The sequence below is a fragment of the Phycicoccus ginsengisoli genome, assembly GCF_054779295.1.
In genome coordinates, this window is sequence record NZ_BAAGYN010000001.1 from 13,992 (window position 1) to 30,894 (window position 16,903).

A 16,903-nucleotide genomic window follows, 5' to 3' on the forward strand; every position below is an offset into this window, starting at 1 on the left:
GCGACCCTAGGCGAGCGACTTCTGGTAGGCGAGCAGGGCCTTGACCGGGGGACGGCGGGCGAACGCCTGGGCCAGCTGGTCGGAGCTGACGAACCACACGTGGGTCATCGCGCCGGACACGCGCTCGGTCGTCCCCGCGGGGCAGGAACCGTTCTCCGGCTTGGCCTTCCGGTGGCCTCCGCCGACGCAGGTGGTGTGCGTGTGCCAGCGCAGGTACGGCTGGTAGCTGGTCGGCGGTGCCTGCTTCTCGGCCGTGAACATGACCCCGACGAGCTCGAACTTCCCCTGCGGCGTGCGCGCGTAGACCAGGGTCTCGGGCCTGGTCGGGTCGAGGACCCGGCCGTCGGTGCGGTTCGCCTTGTCGGAGACGTGGATCACCATCACCCGGCCCTGCTTCGGGGTGCGCCCGGCCGCGGTCAGCTTCACCAGCACCCGCTCGTAGGCCGCCTGGACGTCGAAGCCGGCCTTGGTGGCCACCGCCGGGTCGCGGTATGCCGCGGTGGCGGCGATGGTGCGCGCGAGCAGGTCCCGCGCGGCCGCGGTCTGCTCGGGGGTCGCCGTGGAGGTGTCCGGCAGGTTGGGTCCGTCGTGGTGGTGGCCGCCCGCTGCGGCCGCGTCGCCCGGAGCGGTCGCGCCGACCGCTCCTGCGGAAGCGCCCGCGCTCGCGGCGTGGTCGTGCGCTGCCGCGAGGCCCGCCTCGAGGTGGTCGGGCGAGGGCGCGGCCAGGGCGGTGCCGCTCGCGAGCACGACGAGGGCGGCGACCCCGGCCGTGATGCCGGCGGCCCGGCGCGGTGCGGCACCGGCGAGCCGCGGCCGGCGGTCCGCGGCGGTGGCGACGAGCGCGAGCGCCACGGTCAGCAGCTCGAGCAGCCCGGAGACGACGTCGGCGGCCCCGACCGGCTCGGCGACGCCGGCCTGCGGCCCGAACGGCAGCCCGCTGGTGCGGGTCACCACCCAGAGCAGCACCAGCGCCACCGAGCCGGCAGCCCCCGCCAGGAGGATCGGGCGCGTCACCGGGCGGGTCCAGGCCCACAGGGCCCAGCCGAGCTGGGCAGCCGCCGTGACGAGGAGGAAGAGCCCTGCGGCCCACCACTGGGAGAAGTGCTCGCCGGCGACACCGACGTGGACGAGGGCCGCTCCGGCGGTGAGCAGGGCGGCGCACCGGACGAGGAGAGTGCGTGTGGTCATGGGCCCACCGTGCCCGCCGGATGTGCGAGCGGTGTGACCGGAATGTTCGAGGAGTGTTCGGGTTGGGTGGCGCCGCAGCTCCGAACGCCACCGTCGGCCGCGTGGGCGCTTGCCGTGGGTGGTGGCCGTCCGCGAGCGTTGCGCCATGAGGTCCCACGGATGACCGCGACCACGGTGCTGCTCGTCGAGGACGAGCCGGCCATCGCCGAGGTCGCCCGGCTCTACCTCGAGCGGGACGGTCACGCGGTCGACGTCGTCGGGGACGGGTCGGCAGCCCTCGAGCGGCTCGGCGCCGGCGGTGTCGACGTGGTGCTGCTCGACATCGGCCTGCCCGGCCCGGTCGACGGGATCGAGGTCTGCCGCCGGCTGCGGGCCACCGACGACTGGACGCCCGTCATCTTCGTCACGGCCCGCGACGACGAGGTCGACCGTATCCTCGGGCTCGAGCTCGGGGCCGACGACTACGTGACCAAGCCGTACTCGCCGCGCGAGCTCGCGGCCCGGGTGCACTCGCTCGTCCGGCGGCAGCAGCGGGCCCGCGACGCGGCCGCTGCGCCCGTGCAGCGGCTCGCCGTCGGGGCGGTCGTGCTCGAGCCCGACACCCGGCGGGCGACCGTCGCCGGCGCAGCGGTGCCGCTCACCACCACCGAGTTCGACCTGCTCGCCCACCTCATGTCCCGACCAGGGCGCGTCTACACCCGGGCCGAGCTGCTCTCGGCGGTGTGGGGGTACCCGGCCGACGACGCGACCCGCACCGTCGACGTCCACGTCGCCCAGCTGCGGTCCAAGCTGGGCCCGGCCAGCCCGATCCGCACCGTCCGCGGCGTGGGCTACAGCGTGGAGCGCGGGTGAGGCGCCCGGGGCCGCTGGAGCGCCGGACGATCCTGTCGATGGCGGCCGTGGTCACCGTCGCGGTCGTCGTCGCGGCGCTGGTCGCGCTCGGGCTGGTGCGCTCCGCCGCCCACTCCCAGGCGCGGAGGGCGTTGCAGAGCAAGGCCGACCTCGTCGCGGCGATCCTCGACGCGAGCCGGCCCGCGGACATCGGTCCCTCGTTGCGGGTGGTGCGCCGTCAGGACACGCCCGTCGCCTGGCGCACCACCGCGGGCCGGGTCGTGGGCGACCCGCTGGCGCGCGCGGCATACGCGCAGCTGCCCGAGGGCCAGCGGACCCAGCAGGCGTCGCGCACCCTGCGGCTGGACGGGCGCCAGGTGCTCGTCGAGGTGCGCCCGCTGGCCGCCGGCCAGGTCGTCGTGCTCGCCCAGCGCACCGACCTCGCGCTCGGTCAGACCCTGCGGGTCTTCGACCGGGTGCTGCTCGCGCTCGTCGTCGGGCTCGTCGTGGCGACCGTGGTGGCCGTGCTGTTCGCGCGCCGGTTGGCCGCGCCCCTGCGGCGGACGGCCGCAGCGGCCCACCGGCTGGCCTCGGGGGAGAGGTCGGTGCGGGTCGAGCCGGAGGGGCCCGCCGAGGTCGCGGAGGTCGGCGCCGCCCTCAACGTGCTGGCCGAGGCGCTCGAGCACAGCGAGCAGCGGCAGCGGCAGTTCCTCATGTCGGTCTCGCACGAGCTGCGGACGCCGCTGACGGCGATCAGGGGGTTCGGGGAGGCCCTGGCCGACGGCGTCGCGACCGGCGAGGCGGTGCCGGCCGCGGGGGCGACCATCGTGGCCGAGTCCGCGCGCCTCGAGCGGCTCGTGGCCGACCTGCTCGACCTGGCCCGGATCGGCGCTGACGACTTCCGCTACGACATCGTCCCCGTGGACCTGCGCCCCCTCGTCGAGGAGGCCGGCCGGGTGTGGCGGCGTCGCTGTGAGGCGGAGGCTGTGGCGTTCGCGCTGGAGCTGCCCGCGGGCCCCGTGGTCGCGCCGGCCGACGCGGCGCGGCTGCGGCAGGCGGTGGACGGGCTCGCCGAGAACGCCCTGCGGGTCACGCCCGCCGGTCGTCCCCTCGTCCTGGCGCTGCGGGTCGAGGGGGACGAGGCGGTGGTCGAGGTCCGCGACGGCGGCCCCGGGCTGACCGAGGAGGACCGGGCCGTCGCGTTCGAGCGGTCGGTCCTGCACGACCGGTACCGCGGGGTCCGGCCGGTCGGGACCGGGCTGGGCCTCGCCCTGGTGCAGGCGCTCGCGACCGGCCTGGGCGGGTCGGTCCAGGCCGACGTCGCGCCGGTCGAGGGTGGTGCCTGCTTCCGGGTGCGGCTCCCGCTCGCCGGCCAGCCTCAGCCGCCGGTGTCGATCCAGTAGCGGCGCTTGCCGAGCAGCTCTCCGTCGAAGGCGCCGCCGCACGACTCGATCACCCGCGCCGAGGCGACGTTGTCGAGGTCGCAGGTCACGAGCAGGCGCGGGATGCCGCGCTGCGCCGCGAGCGGCACCACCTGGCGCAGGGCGTCGCTGGCGAACCCGCGCCGGCGTGCGCTGGGCCGCACGCCGTACCCGACGTGGCCGCCCACCGTCGAGAGCAGCGGGTGGACGATGGTGTGCCGCAACGCGATCGAGCCGACATAGCGGTCGGGCACGTCGGGGTCCTCGAGCCACCAGTACGTGGCGGTGGTCCAGCCGGGTGGGCGCAGGCTCTCGGGGCGCTCGTCCTCGACCCGGTTGGCGACCAGCCGGGCGAACTCGGCCGGGTCCTCCAGCCCCTCTCGCGTGAACCGCACGCCCGGGAAGTCCCCCTCGGGGGGCCAGTCGACGACGCCGTCGAACTGGCCCTGCCCGGCCGCGCGGAACTCGTCCGCCGCCTCGAGGAAGGAGCGGTGGAACCGGACGTGCGGGGTGGCGAGCAGGACCACCCGGGCACTATCGCAGCCGGTCGATCGCGGCGTCGAGCATCGCCTCGGTGAGCTTGCCGGTGAAGGTGTTCTGCTGGCTCACGTGGTAGCAGCCGACGAGCCGCACCACGCGTCCGTCGGGCAGCCCCAGCGTGGTCTCGGCGGCGTGGCCGAAGCGCGGCTTGGGTCGCGGCACGACCCAGCCCAGCCGGCGGGCCGCGGCCAGCGCGTTGTCCCACGCGATCGACCCCAGCGCCATCATCGTGCGCAGCCGCGGTGCGGCCAGCTCGAGGTCGCGGTCGAGCCAGGGCGCGCAGGTCGCCTTCTCGGTGGTCGTCGGCTTGTTGGCGGGCGGTGCACAGCGCACGGTCGCCACGATGCGTATGCCGTGCAGCTCGAGCCCGTCGCCGCTCGCCACCGAGGTGGGCTGGGTGGCGTACCCCGCACGGTGCAGCGCGGCATACAGCCAGTCGCCGGACCGGTCGCCAGTGAACATGCGTCCCGTGCGGTTGGTGCCGTTGGCGGCAGGCGCCAGCCCGACGATGAGCCGCTCGGCGCCCGCCTCCCCGAACCCCGGGCCCGGGCGGCCCCAGTACGGCTGGTCGGCGAACGAGGCCCGGCGCCCAGCGGTGGCGACGGCCTCGCGCCACTGCACGAGCCGCGGGCACGCGCGGCAGACGGAGACCCGGGCGTCGAGCTCGGCGACGGTGCTCGCCTCGGCGGCGAGCCGCACCACCTGCTCCGCCGTGCCGGCCACGGGCGTGTCAGGTCGCGCGGGGTCGCCCGGCCAGCCGGTCCCGGGTGGGACCGGCGAGGGGAAGGGCTGACCGGTCAGCGGGTGCGGCGCCGTCGGGGGGTACGGGGAAGCCGCCGGTGACGGTGCCTGCTGCTCGCTGTCGGCCACCCGGCCACCGTAGACGGGGTGCCGCCGTGCTGCCGCCTGTCGCGCCGGCGCCGGCCGTGCGACCCTTCCGTCGTGGCGGACAGGAGCCGGGTGCGCGCGGGGCTGTCGGCCGCCGCGGACCGTGCGTGGCCCGGGCGGCCGACCCGCTGGCGGGACGTCCCGGCCCGGCTGCGGCCGACCGGGTCGTGGGTGCTGCGGCTGACCGCCGCGGCGGTCGTCGCCTGGCTGATCGCGCGCCAGGTGACGGGGATCTCCGTCGACCTCACGGCCCCGCTCACGGCCCTGCTCGTCGTGCAGGCGTCGGCGTTCTCGACGCTGCGCATGAGCCTGCTGCGGGTGGGGGCCGTGCTCACGGGTGTGCTCGTGGCGGTGGGGTTCTCCTCGCTGGCCGGTCTGTCGTGGTGGAGCCTCGGGGCCGTCATCGCGGCGTCGCTGGTCCTGGCGCGGGTGTTCCGGCTCGGGGAGCAGGCGCTCGAGGTGCCCATCAGCGCCATGCTCATCCTGGCGGTCGGGTCGCCCGACGTGGCCGCCGAGGCCCGGATCGCCCTGACCCTCGTGGGGGCCGCGGTCGGCGTCCTGTTCAACCTCGTGCTCCCGTCGGCGGTGCCCACGGGCCGGGCCGGGGCGGCGGTGCTGCGCGTCGCGTACGCCACGGCCGACTGCCTCGACGGCGCGTCGCGGTCCATGGCGACCGAGCGCCTGCGCCGGGCGGAGGTCGAGCGGTGGGCGGACGAGACCCGGAGGGTCGCCTCGGAGGTGGCCGAGGCGTCGACCGTCGTCACCCAGGTCAAGGAGGGACGCCGGTTCAACCCCCGGGCGCTCACCACGGCCGACGTCGAGCCCGGCCTGCGCGAGGGCCTCGACCGGCTGGAGGCGACGGTCCTGGCCATCCGGGCGCTGTTCACCGTGATCCTGGCCGAGCTGCCGCCGGACGAGGAGGACGCCGAGGAGGGGCCGGACGCGGCCTTCGACGAAGACGCGCGGCTGGCGTTCTCGGTGGTGCTCGCCGACATCGGGGACTGCCTGCGGGCCTACGGCCGCCTCGTGCACGCCGAGGCGGGCGGTGCGGAGGAGCGGGCCGAGGAGGCGCTCGCGGAGAGCCTGGAGATCCTGCGGGAGACGCGGGCCATCCTCACCGAGCTGCTGACCAGCCGGCCGGAGGGGCGCCTGGAGCTGTGGCTGCTGCGAGGCTCGGTGCTCGCGGCGGTCGAGCAGGTCCTGGTGCAGCTGGACCTCGAGCGCCGGGCCCGGCTGCGGGCTGCGTGGCAGCGCCCGGCCCCGATCGCCGCGGTGGCGCCGCTGGTCCGCGACGCCCTGCCCCGGGCGCGCGTGCTCCGCACCGGCGGCTGGTCGCAGGCGCCCGACTCCGTGTCGGCGCCGACGGGCCGCGACCACCCGCGCTGAGGCGCCGCCCCTGGGCGCGCCAGGGCGCGCCAGGGCCGCGACGCGGGTCGCCACTCCGGCGCGGTCTCGCGGCGGTCGTGGGTGTCCTCGGCGCCACGTAGGCTGGGAGGGACATGAGCACGCTGTTCGACGACCTGTTCCCTTCCGACAAGCAGGGCCCTTCTGACAAGCAGGGCTCCTCCGGCGACCCCGGCAGGCGTCCCGGCGCCGCGGCTGCGCGCGCCACGACGGTCGACGAGCGGGGCGTGCCCACCTGGGCGCAGGCCGCGGCCGAGGGGCGTGCCCACGGCATACCGGGTGGTCCCGGTGCGGGCGCCGAGGGGACGGCTGTGGGCGCTGCCGACCCCGAGGCCCTGCTCGAGGGGCTCAACCCCCAGCAGCGCGCGGCCGTCCTGCACGAGGGCAGCCCGCTGCTCATCGTCGCCGGCGCCGGGTCGGGCAAGACCCGCGTGCTCACCAACCGCATCGCCTACCTGCTCGCGGCCCGCGGGGTGCAGCCGGGCCAGGTCCTCGCGATCACGTTCACCAACAAGGCCGCCGCCGAGATGCGTGAGCGGGTGGCCGCCCTCGTGGGGCCGCGCGCCAAGGCCATGTGGGTGATGACGTTCCACAGCGCCTGTGTGCGGATACTGCGCCGCGAGGCCGGCAAGGTCGGCTTGAAGTCGACCTTCTCGATCTACGACGCGGCCGACAGCCAGCGGCTCATGGCCCTCGTCCTGCGCGACCTCGACCTCGACCCCAAGCGCTACCCGCCGCGCTCGTTCAGCCACCAGGTGAGCAACCTCAAGAACGAGCTCGTCGACGAGGAGACCTTCGCCTCGCAGGTCACCGAGGGCACGCACCAGGAGCGGATGCTCGCCGAGGCCTACACCGAGTACCAGCGGCGGCTCCGGGCGGCCAACGCGCTCGACTTCGACGACCTGATCATGACGACGGTCAACATCCTGCAGGCCTTCCCCGACGTCGCCGAGCACTACCGGCGCCGGTTCCGCCACGTCCTCGTCGACGAGTACCAGGACACCAACCACGCCCAGTACCAGCTCGTGCGCGAGCTCGTCGGCGGCTACGGCTCCGCCCCCGGCCACGCCGACGGCCCGACCGTCGAGCCGGCCGAGCTCGTGGTGGTCGGTGACGCGGACCAGTCGATCTACGCCTTCCGCGGAGCCACCATCCGCAACATCATCGAGTTCGAGGACGACTACCCGGACGCCCGGACGATCCTGCTCGAGCAGAACTACCGGTCGACCCAGACGATCCTGCAGGCCGCGAACTCGGTCATCGCGCGCAACCCCGAGCGCCGCAAGAAGAACCTCTGGACCGACAGCGGCGACGGCGACCTCATCGTCGGCTACGTCGCCGACAACGAGCACGACGAGGCCGCCTTCGTCGCCAAGACGATCGACGAGCTGTCCGACACCGCCGGGGTGAAGCCCAAGGACGTCGCGGTGTTCTACCGCACCAACGCCCAGTCCCGGGCGCTGGAGGAGGTCTTCGTCCGCGTCGGCCTCCCGTACAAGGTGGTCGGCGGCACGCGGTTCTACGAGCGCCGCGAGGTCAAGGACGCGCTGGCATACCTGCGCGTGCTCTCCAACCCCGCCGACACGGTGAACCTGCGCCGCATCCTCAACGTCCCCAAGCGCGGCATCGGCGACCGGGCCGAGGCCTGCATCGCCGCGCTCGCCGAGCGCGAGCGGATCCCGTTCGTGGCCGCGCTCGGCCGGCCCGAGGACGCCCCCGGCATCGCGACCCGCTCGGTCACGGCGATCAAGGGCTTCACCTCCCTGCTCGAGGGCCTCGGCGAGGTGCACGCCGACGACGACCGCGGCGTGGCCGAGCTGCTCGAGGCGGTGCTCGACCGGTCCGGCTACCTCGCCGAGCTGCGCGCGTCGCACGATCCGCAGGACGAGACCCGGATCGAGAACCTCGCCGAGCTCGTGGCCGTGGCGCAGGAGTTCGACGAGACGCGGGCCGAGACCGGTGAGGTCGCCAGCCTCGAGGACTTCCTCGAGCAGGTGTCGCTCGTCGCGGACGCCGACGAGATCCCCGACAACGAGGAGGCGGCCGACCAGGGCGTCGTCACGCTGATGACGCTGCACACGGCCAAGGGCCTGGAGTTCCCCGTCGTCTTCCTCACCGGCCTCGAGGACGGCACGTTCCCGCACCTGCGCGCCCTCGGTGACCCCAAGGAGCTCGAGGAGGAGCGCCGGCTGGCGTACGTCGGCATCACCCGGGCCCGTGAGCGGCTGCACCTGTCGCGGGCCGCGGTGCGGTCGGCCTGGGGGGCGCCGCAGTACAACCCGCCGAGCCGGTTCCTCGACGAGATCCCGATCCACCTGCTCGACTGGCAGCGCGCCGAGGCTGCGACGTCGACCCGCCGGCCGTCCACGCCCGCCGTGGCGACGCTCGCCGCGCGCCCCGGGGTCCGCTCGCCCGGCAACCGGCCCCTCATCGCGCTGCACGCCGGGGACAAGGTCACCCACGACTCCTACGGCCTGGGCACTGTCGTCAAGACCGAGGGGGAGGGCGACAAGACCCAGGCCCACGTCGACTTCGGCGGCGACACCGGCGTCAAGCGCTTCCTGCTCAGGTACGCCCCCCTCGAGAAGCTCTGACGCCTGACGCCTGACGCCTGACGCCTGACGCCTGACGCCTGACGCCTCCGTCTCCCGGCGCCCGGATTGCGGCCGCGGGACTCTCCACGCTCGCACTTCGGGCCACCCAGCCGCGGTCAGGGGCTGGGTATGCCGGGTCAGTGGCCCGAAGTGCGCCGGGCTCCCGCGACGAAGCCCCGCGACCAGTGCGGTTGCGGGGCTTCGTCAGGCGGGGCGGGCGCTGCTACTGCAGGCCGTGCGCGTGCAGCCAGGGCGCCGGGTCGATGGCGGCCCCGCCGTTCGGGTGGATCTCCAGGTGCAGGTGCGGCCCGGTCGAGTGGCCGGTGTTGCCCGACAGGGCGACGACGTCGCCGGGGGCGACCGAGTCGCCGACCGAGACCTTGATCGTGCTGAGGTGGCCGTAGACCGACATGGTGCCGTCCCAGTACGTGATCTCGACCTTGTTGCCGTAGCCGCCCTCCCAGCCGGCGAACGTCACGGTGCCGGTCGACATCGAGTGGACGGGCGTGCCCACGGGGGTGCCGAAGTCGTTGCCCTCGTGCATCTTGCCCCAGCGCCAGCCGAAGCCGGAGGTGAAGGCCGCGCCGGCGATGGCCGGGACCCACCTCTCACGAGCCTTGCGCGCTGCCTCCGCCTTGCGCACCGCGGCGGCGGCCGCCTGCTTCTTGGCGATGCCGCGCCGCTCGGCGTCACGGGCGATGCGCTGGGCCTGGGTCACGCGGGCCTCCGCGGCCGAGGCCTGCACCTCGCGCTGCTGCTCGGTCTCGACCCGGTTGAACTCGGCCGCGGCGGCGTTGGCCGCCTTGGCCTTGGCGGCGGAGCCGGCGAGGTCGAAGACGGCCGGGGCCGACTCGGCCACGGTAGCCCCGGTGGCGGTGACCACCAGGGCGGCGGCGGCTGCGCTCGGCAGCATGAAGCCACTCTTCAGTCCGACGGGAAGGCGTGGACCGCGACGGGGCGCACGGTGGCGACCCGGGGCGCGGTGGCGACCCTCGTAGGAGGAAGAACTCACGAAGCGATGACCTGACGTGCGGGGGGACACGGAGCCACCGAGGTTAGCGTGACCGGTTCGTTACCCAAAATCGACTCGGCGAAAACCGTCCGTTTCGTCCCCGTATTTCTTCTCAGGAGGCGTTCGGGCGGAGCTCGGTGACGCCCGGGGTCACGGTGTGGCCCTCGGTGTCGAGGTGGGCGAGCGTGGAGGAGATGCCGTGGACCACGCTGCCGAGGATCGGCAGGGACATGTGGCCGACGCCGTGCAGCGGGACGTTCCGGGCGGCGAGGTCGGGGTGGTCCAGGGCGGCGTGCCGCTGGGGGAAGACCATCTGGTCCAGGTCCGACCAGTAGACGACGAACCGGGTCCGGCAGTTCGGCACGGGCTGGTCGAGCTCGCGCATGAGCCCGCTGCCGGGCCGCAGCTGCCGGGTCAGCTGGCTGTGCCAGCCATATGCCGTGTACGTGCCCTGGTGCGGGGTGCCCAGGGTGACGAGGGTGTGGACGCGCTCGTCCCCGCCGAGGCGGGTGACGTAGTACCGGGCGATGAGGCCGCCCATCGAGTGCCCGACGACGTGGATCCGCTCGTAGCCGGTCTCGGCGACCAGCGCCTCGACCTCCTCGGCCAGCTGTGCGGCCGCCGTGCGCACGTCGGTGGTGAAGGGCGAGTAGTTCATGCTCGTCACCCGCCCGAACCCGCGGCGCCGCAGCCCCAGCCGCAGCAAGGTGAAGATCGAGCGGTTGTCGACCATGCCGTGCACGAGCAGGATCGGGGTGCCGGCGGCCTCGACGTCGGAGATGACCAGACCCCGCTGGACCGGTGGCAGGTGCCCGACGCGGTACTCCAGCGAGCTGTCCCGGCCGTGCCGCCCCAGCACCCCCCAGGGGTAGAGCGCCAGGTGCGTGGTGAGCCAGGCCGCCTCGACGGCGGCCCCCACCAGGCCCGTGGGGCTGGCCAGGGCCTTCGCGGCGCCGCCCACGACGTCACCGGCCGCCTCGGTCACGGCGACCGCCTGCCGGGCCGCGCGGACGAGGGCCGGGGCTCGGCGCGCGCTCGCGCCCGACGTGGGCCGCAGCGCTGCGGCACGTCGGCGCGGGCGGGAAGCGCTCTGCGACATGACCTGCTGAACCTAGACGGTGTCCGGCCATCGCGCAGGCCGGACGCGCCGCCGCCGGCCGGTGCGTCCCAGGGTCCGGACGGCCCGCCGTGACGTGGGCCCCCTCACGCGGTGACCGAGGAGCGCCCCTGAGTGGCTAGTCTGCGCGGTATGACTGACTCCCCCCTGCGCGTCGTCGTGGCCAAGCCCGGGCTCGACGGACACGACCGTGGCGCCAAGGTCGTCGCCCGCGCACTGCGTGACGCGGGCATGGAGGTCGTCTACACCGGCCTGCACCAGACCCCCGAGCAGATCGTCGAGGCGGCGATCCAGGAGGACGCCGACGCCGTCGGCCTCTCCGTGCTCTCCGGCGCCCACATGACCCTCTTCGCCAAGGTCATGGAGCTGCTCCGCCAGCGCGACGCCGCCGACATCGTCGTCTTCGGCGGGGGCATCATCCCCGAGGGCGACATCCCCGAGCTGCAGAAGATCGGCGTCGCCAAGGTGTTCACCCCCGGCGCGACGACGACCGAGATCGTCGAGTGGGTCCGCGGGAACGTCACCCCCCTCTGACCCGTCCGCGCCCGGGCCCAGTCCCCCTCGGCAAGACAACGGTTGCTCGAGATCCCGCGGGTTGTCGTCCCGCGGGATGTCGAGCAACCGTTGTTTCGCGGCTCCCCTCGGGGGCGGCCGCGCACGAAGAAGGGGCCGGGCGTCCGCCCCGGCCCCTCCCGGGCCGCGCCGTGAGGGCGCGGCCTGCTGCGGGTTACCGCAGCCATCCGTACCGGCGAACCAGGGACGTCCGGGCCCAGCGCTGCCCGAAGCCCCACTCGTCTCCGGCGAGGACGAGCGCCAGCGCGATCACGGTGACCGCACCGATGACGTGGTCGTCGATCACAGGGTTGTTGGCCAGCGGGAACGATGCCGCCCACATGAAGGCGTAGAGCAGCGCGCCGGTCGCTGCGGCGATGCGCATCCCGATGCCGAGGGTCAGGGCGAACCCGATCCCGGCGAGGCCGATCATGAACAGCCAGTCCGCCCAGGCCGACCCGGCCATGCCGGTGAAGAACCCGTGGAACCAGTTGCCCGGGTCGACGGACTTCAGGAAGCCCGTCGTGGGGCTGCCGCCGTGGATCCACGCGGCCGGTCCGAACCGGTCCACCGCGCCGGTGGTCTGGCTCGTGCCGGTCGCCCAGCCGAGGGCGAGCAGCTTGTCGAAGAAGGCCCACAGGAACGTGAGCCCGAAGGCGACGCGCAGCACCGCGAGCATCCTGCGGGCTGCAACATGGGTCACCACATCGTGTTCGACGAGGACGTCGAGCTTGGGGTGGCGCTGGACGGTTGTCATGGTGGTTTCCTCCTCGGTGGGCCATTGGCCCGGTTGTCTGCAACTCCATGCTTCAACCGGGCTGCTGGCCCCACGAGGGCCCTAGGTCCTGCGCCCCAACACTATTGGTGTGACCCGGCCCACGCGGGGCCGGCCGTCCGACCTGTCCAGCCGGCCGGTCAGCCCACCGTCGGGATGGACAGCGTCGCCGGCTCGGTCGGCGACGCGTGCACCGTCACCGGCTGCACGGCATACGCGTTCTTGTATGCCGCGTCGGTGCTGGCCAGGACGAGCCGCAGCCGGTGCCCGGCGTCGACGCGGTGGACGATCGCCGGCAGCTCGATGTGCACCGGCTGGGTGACGTCGGCGACGCGCACCGGGCTGATCAGCTTGTGCACCAACGTCTGGGTGCCGTCCGGGGCGACGTCGTAGAGCTTGGCGAAGACCTGCAGCTGCCCGCTGGGGCCGGCCGCCTGGGTCCCGGCGACGACTGGGGAGTCGAACCGCACGTCGAGGGTCGGAGCCCCCACGATGGTCACCGGCTTCGCCAGCGCCGTGGTGGTCCAGGCGCCGAACGTCCCGGGGGTGTCGTACGGCGTCGTGAGGCCGGGCGGCAGCGCGACCTGGCCCTCGAGGCCGGAGACCTCGGTGTACGACGCGGGCGCGCCACCACCGGGGTTGGACCACGACGTGGTGCCCGGCAGGACCGCCCGCCGGGAGTCGACGAGGTCGTCGCTCGAGGAGAGGTACCACGAGCGGCGGGTGCCCACGGGGTAGGACGGTGCGGTCGCGTAGGCCGGGGCGGCGCTGCCGGTGTACGGCACCCAGTCGCGGTAGTACGCGAAGCCCGGGCCGGTCGAGACGGTGCTGTCCTTGAGGTAGTGGTCGAACCAGTTCTTGATCCGCAGACCGAGGTAGGTGTCCTCGATGTGCTGGCCACTCAGGTCGAGCTCGCCGGGCGCCGCGCCACTGTTGCCGTTGGCGCCGCCGGAGTGGCCCCAGGACTGCCAGGCCATCGTCACCGGGACGCCGCGGGAGCGCAGCTGACGGTAGGTCGCGACCGCCTCCTGGAGGTTGAAGAGCGTGTCGTTCTCGCCCTGGATGAGGAAGGTCGGCACGGTCACCCGGTCGGCGTAGTGCCCCACGGAGACGCGGTCGGTGAGCCGGTAGGTGTCGGCCGTCGGGTACCCCAGGGTGTCGAGGGTCACCTTCGCCTGGCAGGCCTCCAGCACGAAGTTGGGGCAGCCCACGTCCCGGCTGGGGTCGATCGTGGCCCCCTGGACGCCGTCGGCGATGCCCACGCCGAAGAACAGGTTGGTCCAGCCCAGCTTCTCCGTCCCCGGTGCGGAGTTCGCGTAGGTGACCCCCCGGGTGAAGCTCGTGTTGTTGGGCGCGAGGGAGTAGCGCAGGTCGTTCCAGGTGATGAGCGGGACGAGCGTGTCGACGCGCGGATCCGTTGCGGCAGTGGCGAACTGGATCTGTCCGCCGTAGGACCCGCCGATCATCCCCACGCGCGGGTCGTGCGTGGCCGCGTCGTCCAGCTTCGTGAAGTCCACCGTGAGCGTCCCGGGACCGGTGGCCGTGCCGCCCACCTGCGCCGAGTCGTATGCCGCGCTGCCGCCACCACCGAGGAACGTCACCAGGGCGCTCGCGGCCTTGCCGTCGACGCCCGGGTCGTCCAGCGAGATCTTGCAGCCGCTGTCGGGGAAGCCGAGCCCGGTGTAGGACAGCACCGCGTAGCCGCGCTCGGCGAAGGCACGGCCGAGGCCGGCCTGGTCGGTCTTGCTGCCGCCGAAGCCGTTGGTGGTGAGGATCGCCGGCACCCGGGCCACGGGGCCCGAGGAGTGCGGGCGGTACAGGTCCGCGTCGATGGTGCACGTCTGCGGCTGCCCGAGGTCGTTGTTCCCGGCCGGGACGGTGAAGTGCAGCCCGGTGTAGACGTCGACGGTGTCGGTGGCGGCAGCGGCGGGTGCGGCAGCAGCGGGTGCGGCCGAGGCCCCGGTCGCGCTCGTCGCCAGCACCACCGCGCCGGCCAGGACGACTGCGGCCAGGGCCGAGGTCGTGCGTGCGGAGCTGGGGTGTCGTGAGGAGTGGCGCGTCATCGGGCCTCCACGGTTCGGGGGCGGGCCCGCTGGCGCCGCCGGTGTGCTGACAACGAGGGCGTGGGGGAGCGGGTTACGCGCCCACATGCTGGTCGGACGGTCCGCATGCCGGGAACCCGATCGTGGGGCCGGGCGCGCGGCTGGACGGCGCTTGGCGAAAGAGGGAGGAATTCGGGGTCCGATTTCGGCGTCCGAGAGGGGTTTCCACGCTTTTGGCAAAGTCTTCGCCAGATCCATTGACCCGTCCGCGAGACGAGGGGTTGGGTCGGCACGGCGCCCGAGCCAGCGACCACCCCGTGTCGCGCCGGAGGGACCGCGGCGTCACCCCATGCAGCGCAGGAGCACACCCCTGCGCCCGCTCAGAGAAGAGGAACCCGTGATCCGACTGTCCACCGGCGTCGCCCTCGGCGTCGCCGTCGCAGCGGCAGTGGCGACCCCACTGTCCGCAGCCGCAGCCGCACCGCAGTCCGCCACCCCGTCCCCCTCCGCCAGCGCGGCCACGGCCGACCGCGACCACGACGCACTGGGCCTGTCCAAGGACGAGAAGCTGGTCCCGCGCTCGGTCGTCACCGACCGCGACGGCACCCGGCACGTCCGCTACGACCGCACCTACAAGGGCCTGCGCGTCCTCGGCGGCGACCTGATCCTCGACAAGACCTCCAGCGGCGCCAAGCGGGCGGTCCGCTTCAACGGCACCGGCAAGGTCGCCGTCGCGTCCACCAGCCCGACGGTCAGCGAGGCGTCGGCCGAGTCCGCGGGCTCCCGCCGGGCCGGCTACGCGGCCACGAGGAAGGACGGGGAGCTGGTCGTCTGGGCCGGCACGGGCTCGCCCCGCCTCGCGTGGGACGTCGTCACCGAGGGCGTGCGCGCGGACCAGACGCCCAGCCGGCTGCACACGGTCGTCGACGCCAGGAGCGGCGCGGTCATCACCTCCTGGGACGAGGTGAAGAACGGCACGGGCAACTCGATGTACTCCGGCACCGTGACCCTGGGCACCATCTCGTCGGGGTCCTCCTGGCTGCTCAAGGACTCGGTGGGGAACTACACGACCGACCTCAACGGCGCCACCAGCGGCACGGGGACGCAGTTCACCGACGCCGACAACGTCTGGGGCAACGGCTCCACGACGTCGCGGCAGACCGCCGGTGTCGACGCCGAGTACGGCGCGGAGAAGACCTTCGCCTACTACAAGAACGTGTTGGGTCGCAACGGGATCTGGAACAACGGCACCGGTGCCCGCAGCCGGGTCCACTACGGCAACGCGTACAACAACGCGTTCTGGGACGGCACCCAGATGACGTACGGCGACGGGGCGAACAACGCCAAGCCGCTGACCGCCATCGACGTGGCCGCGCACGAGATGAGCCACGGCGTCACGGAGAACACGGCCGGACTCAACTACAGCGGTGACGCCGGCGGGCTCAACGAGGCCACCTCGGACATCTTCGGCACGGCCGTGGAGTTCTACGCCAACTCCTCCGCCGACCCGGGCGACTACCTCATCGGCGAGAAGATCAACATCAACGGCAACGGCACCCCGCTGCGGTACATGGACAAGCCCTCCAGGGACGGAGCATCCAAGGACTGCTGGTCGTCCTCCCTCGGCAGCCTCGACCCGCACTACTCCTCGGGCCCGCTGAACCACTGGTTCTACCTGGCCTCCGAGGGCTCCGGCGCCAAGACCATCAACGGCGTCTCGTACAACAGCCCCACCTGCAACGGGTCGACGGTGACCGGTGCGGGCCGCGGCAACATCGAGAAGGTCTGGTACCGCACGCTGGCCACCAAGCTCACCTCGGGCAGCACCTACCTCAACGCCCGTGAGGGCGCGATCACCTCGGCGATCGAGCTGTTCGGCGCGAGCAGCGCGACGTGCACGGCGGTCGAGAAGGCGTTCTCCGCGATCTCCGTCCCGGCGGGCAGCGCCAGCTGCAGCGGTGGCACGACGCCGCCCCCGAGCGGGAACCTGCTGCAGAACCCGGGCTTCGAGTCCGGTGCGACCGTCTGGACCGGCACGTCCGGCCCGATCACCACCAACACCGGCCGCCCGGCGCGCACCGGCTCCTGGAAGATGTGGCTCGGCGGCAACGGCAGCACCGCGACCGAGACCGAGCAGCAGAGCGTCTCGATCCCGTCCACCGTGACCGGCGCGACCCTGTCGTTCTACCTGCGCACGGACACCGCGGAGTCGGGCAGCACGGCATACGACACGATGAAGGTGCAGGTCGTCGACGGCTCGACCACGACGACGCTGGCCACGTACTCCAACCTGGGCACCAACGCGACGTACACGCTGAAGTCCTTCAACCTCACCGCGTACAAGGGCAGGACGGTGACGGTGAAGTTCCTGATGAACGAGGACTCGTCGCTGCAGACGTCCTTCGTCGTCGACGACACGTCGCTGGCCACCAGCTGACCCGTCGCCCCTGAACCGGTGGGGGCGGATCCGGGCGTCCTCCGGGCCCGGGTCCGCTCCCACCGCACCCCCATCCACCGGACCGGCTCGGGCGACCGAGCC

General features: G+C 73.6%; 13 protein-coding genes. 6 read left to right on the plus strand and 7 right to left on the minus strand.

Annotation, left to right across the window (positions count from 1 at the left end; all coding sequences use genetic code 11):
- Window positions 1–6 precede the first annotated feature (6 nt).
- A complete protein-coding gene (locus ACYVDO_RS00080) occupies window positions 7–1,188 on the minus strand; it encodes a hypothetical protein (RefSeq protein ID WP_460931777.1) in 1,182 nt (393 codons plus the stop codon).
- Between the two features lie 159 nt (window positions 1,189–1,347).
- On the opposite strand from ACYVDO_RS00080, the gene ACYVDO_RS00085 reads away from it, so the two are divergent.
- The gene (locus ACYVDO_RS00085) at window positions 1,348–2,040 is read left to right on the plus strand and encodes a response regulator transcription factor (RefSeq protein WP_460931779.1); all 693 of its coding nucleotides are present in this window, start codon (window positions 1,348–1,350) and stop codon (window positions 2,038–2,040) included.
- Complete coding sequence (locus ACYVDO_RS00090) at window positions 2,037–3,422, plus strand: sensor histidine kinase (RefSeq protein WP_460931781.1); 1,386 nt, start codon at window positions 2,037–2,039, stop codon at window positions 3,420–3,422. Before ACYVDO_RS00085 ends, ACYVDO_RS00090 begins: the two co-directional genes overlap by 4 nt.
- On the opposite strand, the gene ACYVDO_RS00095 is transcribed toward ACYVDO_RS00090, so the two are convergent.
- Window positions 3,398–3,967, minus strand: a complete 570-nt coding sequence (locus ACYVDO_RS00095; protein ID WP_460931783.1) for a GNAT family N-acetyltransferase — start codon at window positions 3,965–3,967, stop codon at window positions 3,398–3,400. The genes ACYVDO_RS00090 and ACYVDO_RS00095 overlap by 25 nt on opposite strands.
- Before the next feature lie 7 nt (window positions 3,968–3,974).
- Window positions 3,975–4,850: a uracil-DNA glycosylase gene (locus ACYVDO_RS00100; protein WP_460931785.1), complete on the minus strand. Its 876-nt coding sequence runs from the start codon at window positions 4,848–4,850 to the stop codon at window positions 3,975–3,977.
- A gap of 72 nt (window positions 4,851–4,922) precedes the next feature.
- Between ACYVDO_RS00100 and ACYVDO_RS00105 the strand changes: the two genes are divergently transcribed.
- Both ACYVDO_RS00105 and pcrA read left to right on the plus strand, forming a co-directional pair.
- Entirely contained in the window at window positions 4,923–6,254 is a 1,332-nt protein-coding gene (locus tag ACYVDO_RS00105) for an FUSC family protein (RefSeq protein WP_460931787.1), read from the plus strand.
- A gap of 113 nt (window positions 6,255–6,367) precedes the next feature.
- Window positions 6,368–8,866, plus strand: coding sequence for a DNA helicase PcrA (pcrA, locus tag ACYVDO_RS00110; protein ID WP_460931789.1), 2,499 nt, complete (start codon window positions 6,368–6,370; stop codon window positions 8,864–8,866).
- Window positions 8,867–9,089: 223 nt separating this feature from the next.
- Here the strand turns inward: pcrA and ACYVDO_RS00115 are convergent, their stop codons facing one another.
- Window positions 9,090–9,779, minus strand: a complete 690-nt coding sequence (locus ACYVDO_RS00115) for a M23 family metallopeptidase (protein ID WP_460931791.1) — start codon at window positions 9,777–9,779, stop codon at window positions 9,090–9,092.
- Window positions 9,780–9,990: 211 nt separating this feature from the next.
- Window positions 9,991–10,977, minus strand: a complete 987-nt coding sequence (locus ACYVDO_RS00120) for a lipase family alpha/beta hydrolase (protein WP_460931793.1) — start codon at window positions 10,975–10,977, stop codon at window positions 9,991–9,993.
- A 150-nt stretch (window positions 10,978–11,127) separates the two neighbouring features.
- Here ACYVDO_RS00120 and ACYVDO_RS00125 point away from each other — a divergent pair, with 150 nt between their 5' ends.
- Window positions 11,128–11,529, plus strand: a complete 402-nt coding sequence (locus ACYVDO_RS00125) for a cobalamin B12-binding domain-containing protein (protein ID WP_460931795.1) — start codon at window positions 11,128–11,130, stop codon at window positions 11,527–11,529.
- A 193-nt stretch (window positions 11,530–11,722) separates the two neighbouring features.
- On the opposite strand, the gene ACYVDO_RS00130 is transcribed toward ACYVDO_RS00125, so the two are convergent.
- A complete protein-coding gene (locus ACYVDO_RS00130; protein ID WP_460931797.1) occupies window positions 11,723–12,304 on the minus strand; it encodes a hypothetical protein in 582 nt (193 codons plus the stop codon).
- 158 nt (window positions 12,305–12,462) lie between these two features.
- On the minus strand, window positions 12,463–14,385 hold the full coding sequence (locus ACYVDO_RS00135) for an alpha/beta fold hydrolase (RefSeq protein ID WP_460931799.1): 1,923 nt from the start codon (window positions 14,383–14,385) through the stop codon (window positions 12,463–12,465).
- A 376-nt stretch (window positions 14,386–14,761) separates the two neighbouring features.
- Between ACYVDO_RS00135 and ACYVDO_RS00140 the strand changes: the two genes are divergently transcribed.
- On the plus strand, window positions 14,762–16,801 hold the full coding sequence (locus tag ACYVDO_RS00140; protein WP_460931801.1) for a M4 family metallopeptidase: 2,040 nt from the start codon (window positions 14,762–14,764) through the stop codon (window positions 16,799–16,801).
- Window positions 16,802–16,903 lie beyond the last annotated feature (102 nt).